Source organism: Dyadobacter sp., from assembly GCF_051859145.1.
Taxonomy (GTDB): domain Bacteria; phylum Bacteroidota; class Bacteroidia; order Cytophagales; family Spirosomataceae; genus Dyadobacter.
Genome location: NZ_JBHYGF010000239.1, coordinates 1 through 6695 on the forward strand (window position 1 = coordinate 1; position 6695 = coordinate 6695).

3 protein-coding genes are annotated in these 6695 nt (G+C 47.0%); all 3 read right to left on the reverse strand.

What is annotated here, in order from left to right; all coding sequences use genetic code 11:
* Positions 1-122 precede the first annotated feature (122 nt).
* A complete protein-coding gene (locus tag ACTIE6_RS14595) occupies positions 123-2513 on the reverse strand; it encodes an ABC transporter permease (RefSeq protein WP_439557340.1) in 2391 nt (796 codons plus the stop codon).
* A gap of 75 nt (positions 2514-2588) precedes the next feature.
* The gene (locus ACTIE6_RS14600) at positions 2589-4949 is read right to left on the reverse strand and encodes an ABC transporter permease (protein ID WP_439557341.1); all 2361 of its coding nucleotides are present in this window, start codon (positions 4947-4949) and stop codon (positions 2589-2591) included.
* Between the two features lie 144 nt (positions 4950-5093).
* A partial coding sequence (locus tag ACTIE6_RS14605) for an FtsX-like permease family protein (protein WP_439557342.1) occupies positions 5094-6695 on the reverse strand: 1602 nt, incomplete at its 5' end.

Below are 6695 nucleotides of genomic sequence, written 5' to 3' on the forward strand. Positions count from 1 at the left end.
CCGAATGAAGGCAGCTTAGATGAAGAAGTAAACATTTCACAAACGTGTCCACTTTTTTCAGGACAAGACAGATGGAGTCACCCGTCCCTTTCTTCCCCTTCCTCCCTTTCTTCCATCCTCCATTATTCCGATTTCAACGACTTAACAGGGTTCATCAATGCGGCTTTTATGGACTGGTAGCTGATCGTCAGCAATGCAATCAGGATGGATGCAGCTCCTGCTACGGCAAATACAATCCAGCTGATCTCAATGCGGTATTGAAATTCCTGCAACCATTTGTCCATAGCGTAATAACCAATCGGCGAAGCGACTGCGACGGATAATAGTACCAGCACGACAAAATCTGCCGATAACAGGGAAACCAATGAGGCGACCGAAGCGCCGAGCACTTTTCTGATACCTATCTCTTTAATCCGCCGCTCTGCTGTAAATGTAGCCAGACCAAATAATCCCAAACAGGAGATCAGCAATGCAGTGATGGTAAATATGTTGAAAAGCGTTGCAGTACGTTGCTCATTCTTGTAAAGCATGTCGTAAGATTCATCCAGAAAAGTGTACTTCATCGCATAATCAGGAATGAACTCGTCCCAGATCTGGTTTGCCGCCCTGATCGCCTCGGCATCTTTGCCGGGTTGGGCTTTTACGTAAAGGGCAGATTGCCAGCCTTTGCTTCTGAAAAGCACCAGGGGTTCAATCTTGTCGCGCAAACTTTTGAAATGAAAATCTTTTACTATTCCAATGATCACTCCTTTGTTACCTTGAAAGTCAAACCGTTTCCCGATCACAGGTTCTTTTAAATTCAGCTTCCTGACAGCGGTTTCATTTAATATTACATTCCCATCATCCACCACGCGATTTGCCTCAAACCAGCGCCCTCCCGCCAATTTGAGCCCGAACATCTTTTGAAAATTTTCCTCCACGACGATCTGCGCAACAGTAGGAGCAAAATCCTTCGGGCGACCATCCCAATCGTAAGAACCAGACGTGCTGCTGTTGATCTGCACAATGCTTTGGCTGGCAATAGTCACGTCGGCGATGCTGGACTCTCCCAGCAGTTTTGCCTTAACGGTTTGGGCATCCACTTTGGTTTTCATTCCCCACGGCAGCCTGAATGAAAATGTATGCGCACGATCGTAACCAAGTTCTTTGTTGCGGACATAGTCCATCTGCTGCCTCACCACCAGCATAGCAACCAGAAAAACAACGGCAACTGTAAACTGCACAACTACCAAACCTTTTCGGAAAGCTGCATTGCTGGCTCCAAGCACATTGGTACCCCGGATCGTGTCAAACGGCTTGAATGACGAAAGCAAAACAGAAGGATAAACACCTGTCAGGATAATAGCCAGCAAGGTAGTACCCAGCAAAATCATCCAAAGTGCGGGATTTGCGACAGAAAGCGTGAATGTTTTGGATGTAATGGAATTAAAAACAGGAAGCAGGAGGTAAATGAAAATCACGGACAACAGTAAGGCTGTCACACAGGTGATCACCGATTCTGTCATAAATTGGCCGAAAAGGTGCGCGTGCCTCGCGCCCAGCAACTTCTTCACCCCAACTTCCTTGGACCTCACACTGGCGCGCGCAGTAGTAAGGTTCACATAGTTAATGCACGCAACGAGAATAATTACAATGCCCAGCCCGAAGAAGATGTAAATCGTTTTGCGGTCGCCATTGGTACTGTTAGCGTATTGAATCTCATTATTGAAATGAACGTCCGTCAGCATTTCGGCTTCCAAGGCTGTATTGGTGGAGGGCTTTCCGCCTTCATCTCTTTTTAAATTGGAAATAATGCCCGTCAGCTTCTTGCTCAGCTTTTCGAGGTCCGGCTTATTTTTCAACACCACAAATGTCTGGAACTCGAAATTATTCCAGTTATTAAGATTTTTAAGAACATTCGCATTAGCAAGATAAGCGGACATCGGGAGTATATAATCGAGCTGAAAACTGGAATTGGCTGGGTTATTCCTGTACACCGCAGCTACCGCATAATCAAGCGAATCAATGCGGAGTATCTTGCCTACTACGTCCGTTTGCCCGAAAAGCTCCTTGGCCTTTGCCTCAGTCATCGCAATGTTCCGGATCGCTGACTTGAATGTGGCCGGAGAGCCTGCTATAAACTCGTAATCAAAAACTTCGAACCAATTCGTATCGACATAAGCCGCATTTTCCCCGCTGATTTTCCTCTCCCCTATCCGGATCGGCAGGTTTCCGACATAGTTCTCACGAGTCACCATTTCAATCTCGGGAAGTGCTTTCAACTGCGCGGCCAGCGGCAGCGGCGTGGTAGCCCAATGCCAGGTTTCCTCCTTGCTCAGCGTCAGGTGTGTGATAATGCGGCTGATCCTGTCCGACTTTTTGTGGTAGCTGTCAAAGCTCAGCTCATTCTGGACCCACAGCAAAATAAAGACACCCGCCACCATCCCACCGGTCAAGCCGATGATATTCAGCGAAGTAAAAAGCCTGGAACTATACAAGTTCCGGAATGCGATTTTGAGGTGGTTTTTGAGCATGGTTTTTAAGAAAATGGGAAAATGGGAGGATGGAGGAAAGGGAGGATGGAGCCTCCTTCCTCCTTCCTCCTTTATTCATTCACTCTTCAACGACTTCACTGGGTTCATTAATGCGGCTTTGATGGCCTGGAAGCTGACTGTTACCAGTGCTATGATCAATGCTGCGATACCTGCGACAAGGAAATACCACCATTCGAGTTCAATGCGGTAGGCGTACTTTTCCAGCCAGGATTGCATGAAGTACCAGGCAATCGGGAATGCGATTATCGCGGCTATTCCCACAAGTTTGATAAAATCGGCAGACAGCATCCCGACCAGGTTACTGACACTGGCGCCCAAGACCTTACGGACCCCGATCTCTTTTGTGCGTTGCTCGGCAGTGAATGCAGCAAGTCCGAATAAGCCCAGACAGGAAATGAAAATGGCGAGGAACGCAAAGTAGTTGGAAAGTTTGCTGACCACATTTTCAGCTTTGTATTGATTACCGAATTCTTCGTCGGCGAACTGGTATTTAAAAGGCAATCCCGGATTATACCGCTTGAACAACTTCTCAATGTTTTTGATCGCCAGGTCTGTTTGCCCAGCCTCTGTTCTGATCAATGCAACGCCCCAAACCGATTTTTCAGGTTGCAAATTGACGATGAGCGGCTGGATCGGAACGTGTAATGAGCCCATATGGAAATTTTTCATCAGGCCGATGATCTTCCCTTTCTTACCCCACATCGTCAGCTCTTTACCGACCGGATCCTTGTAACCCATTTTCGCTGCAGCGGCCTCATTGATCAGGTAATTGAGTGAATCGGTACCATACTGGGGGCTGAAATCCCGTCCGCCCAGCAACTGAATGCCCATTGTTTTTACAAAATCATAACCTGCCGGATCTACACTGAACAGCAACTGCTGCGTAGTATCTTTCCCCGGCCAGGATACACCCATGGTCGAACTTCCGATATCCAGCAGGCTCGACTGTGCATGCGTCACCGATTTGATCCCCGCCTCATTTTCCAGCGCCTGCTTGAATGAAGTAAAGTTCTTCTCCATTCCTTTCTCTATATCAGGTATATACAACAGATTTTCCCTTGCAAAACCCAGGTTCTTAGTTTGTATGTAATCGATTTGCCGGTAGATTACGATCATTGCCAGGATCAGCAGAATGGAAAGGCCAAACTGGAACACCACCAATCCCTGCCGGAAGTAAGTGGCGCTCGGTTTAAACTTCAATGCACCTTTGAGAATAGTAACCGGATTGAGCGAAGACATGAAAATGGCAGGGTAACTCCCTGCAACAATGCCAGTAATGATCGTGAGCGCAAACAGGAGTACCCACAGGAATGGATTTAGAAAATCCAGAGCCAATTTTTTCTCTGTCAGGTTGTTGAACGCCGGGATCAGCAGCAGAACGATCAGTAATGCGAAGAGCAGCGAGATAAAGGTGATCAATATGGACTCACCCATAAACTGCCCCACCAGGCTTGTACGGTAAGCGCCAACTACCTTCCGCAGTCCGACTTCTTTGGCCCGCTTCACCGACCGTGCAGTGGCGAGGTTCATGAAATTAATGCAGGCAATAACGAGAATGAATATAGCCACGATCGTAAACATCTGTACATATTCGATCCGGCCGCCATTCTGCTTGCCCGATTCCCAGTTTGAATACAGATACGATTTCCCGTAATTGATCAGAAACAGCTCTACATTACTGTCCTTATTTTTGGTTTTGATATAGTCCCTGATCTTCGCATTTACCCGCTCCGGATCTGCATTCTTTGCAAGCAACACCACGCAGCGCGGACCATTATTGCCCCACTCAGTTGCCCATTTATTTTGCTTCAGCCAGCGATCGTAGCTCATCAGAAAGTCGAACTTCATGGAAGCATAAGCAGGGATTTCTTTCAAAACGCCTGTTACAATTACATCATCTTTATTATCCACCCGGATTGTCTTTCCCATCGGATCCTGGCCTTTGAAGTATTTATCAGCCAGTTTTTTGGAGATAACCACACCGTCGGGCCGCTTCAATGCAGTTGCCTTATCGCCCTGGGCGAGTTCAAAAGAGAACATATTCAGGAAATCGCCCTGAACATATCGTCCCTTTTCGTTATCAAAAACATCTTTCACCATGATAACAGGCTCTTCCTGCCAAAGTACCTGGCTCGCCATTTCGATCTCGGGTATATCCTTCACGATCGCTTCTGCAAGCACGCCGGGTGTGGCCGAAAATGTACTGATCGTACCGGAGTAATGCTGGTTTTCCATGACCGAAAACAACCGCGCATCATTCGCATGAAAACGGTCCATTTTCACTTCATCCTGCACCCAAAGCATAATCAAAAGGCTACAACCCATTCCCAGCGCAAGTCCGAGAATGTTAATCAGGCTGAAAGTCTTGTTCTTCCACAAGTTCCGCCAGGCGATTTTCAGATAGTTTTTTAGCATGGTTTCGGGATTGGTAGTGATGTTTGGGAGGATGGAAGATGGAGGAAAGGGAGGATGGAGGAAAGGAGGATGGAAAATTTAACTTGTATAGTTCATTCTGACAATGCTCCATCCTCCCTTTCTTCCCTTTCCTCCCTTCCTCCCCTATTCAGATTTCAACGACTTCACCGGGTTCATTAACGCGGCTTTTATACTTTGGAAACTTACGGTTAGCAATGCAATTACAATGGCCAATGCGCCGGCGGCGGCGAACATCCACCAGGATATGTTGATATGGTAAGCGAAGTCTTTCAGCCAGCTGTTCATGGCGTACCACGCAACCGGACTTCCGATCAGGATCGAGAGCAATACCAGTTTCAGGAAATCTTTGGATAAAAGCGCGATAATGTTCGGTACGCTCGCGCCAAGTACCTTTCTTACGCCGATCTCCTTGGTTCTTCTTTCTGCGGTGTAGGCAGATAATCCAAATAATCCCAGGCAGCCGATCACAATGGAAATCACCGCAAAAGTGATAAAGATTTGTCCAACACGCTGCTCGCCACGGTATTGCTGATCAAAATCCTCGTCCATAAAACCGTAGTTGAATGGCTGACCAGGTGCCATTTCCTTCCATAATGTCTCTACCCGCGCGACTGTTTCCCGGTAGTTTCCTCCTTTAATGCGCATTGCCACCATCCCGGAACTTGGCCGGAGCACCAGACTTAATGCACCGATATTTTGCCTGAGCGATTCAAAATGAAAGTCACTTACTACACCTAGTATAGTATACGTTGTTTCCCGATTGGTTGAATTGGTGTTGAGATCATAAATTCGCTTGCCTACCGGATCTGCATAACCCAGGATTTTGGCGGCTGCTTCATTGATGATGATCCCGGAAGAATCACTTGGAAACTCTTCCTGGAATGCACGGCCCGATTTCATTTTCAGGCCGAGTGTTTTGACGTAATCATAATCAACTGCCCACTTCTGCATACTGATCCCTTTCTCCTGTTGCATTTGTCCTTCGGGAAAAAAGGTATTGTCGGTACGGGAAGATGGGGTTGGTAAAAAGCTGGTCAGTGTGGTGCTTTCGATGTTGGGCAATTGCGCGGCTTCATCTTTAAATGTGCGCGCCTTTGCATCCAGTGCATAGGCATTTTTAATAATCAAAACCTGCTCTTTCGTATAACCCAGCGTTTTGGTCTGGATGAAATTCAGCTGGTTGTAAATAACTCCTGTTCCAATAATCAGCATAACTGATACCATGAACTGGAACACGACCAATGCATTACGCAGGTATCCGCCTTTTCCATTCTGATCTATCGCACCGCGTAGAACCTTCAACGGCGTAAATGCAGATAGGAAAAAAGCAGGATAACTTCCCGCAAGAATACCGACCATCACGGCCGTAGAAACTGCAACGATCCAGAACAGGATATTATCAAACGGAAAGCTGATTTGCTTGCTTGCCAGATTATTGAAAAACGGCAAGGCGATATAAGCGAGAATGAGTGCCAGTACCAGTGACAAAAGGCTGAGCAAAACTGCCTCAGTCAAAAACTGGCTCATTAAAAATGACCGTTTCGATCCCAGAGCTTTCCGAACTCCTACTTCTTTTGCCCGGTTGGAAGATCGCGCTGTCGCGAGGTTCATGAAATTCACACAGGCAATCCCGAGCAAGAATATGGCGACGATTGCAAATATGTAAACGTATTGGATATTGCTGTTGGCACTGAGTTCAGCTTTGCGGTCGGAGTGCAGGTGAAT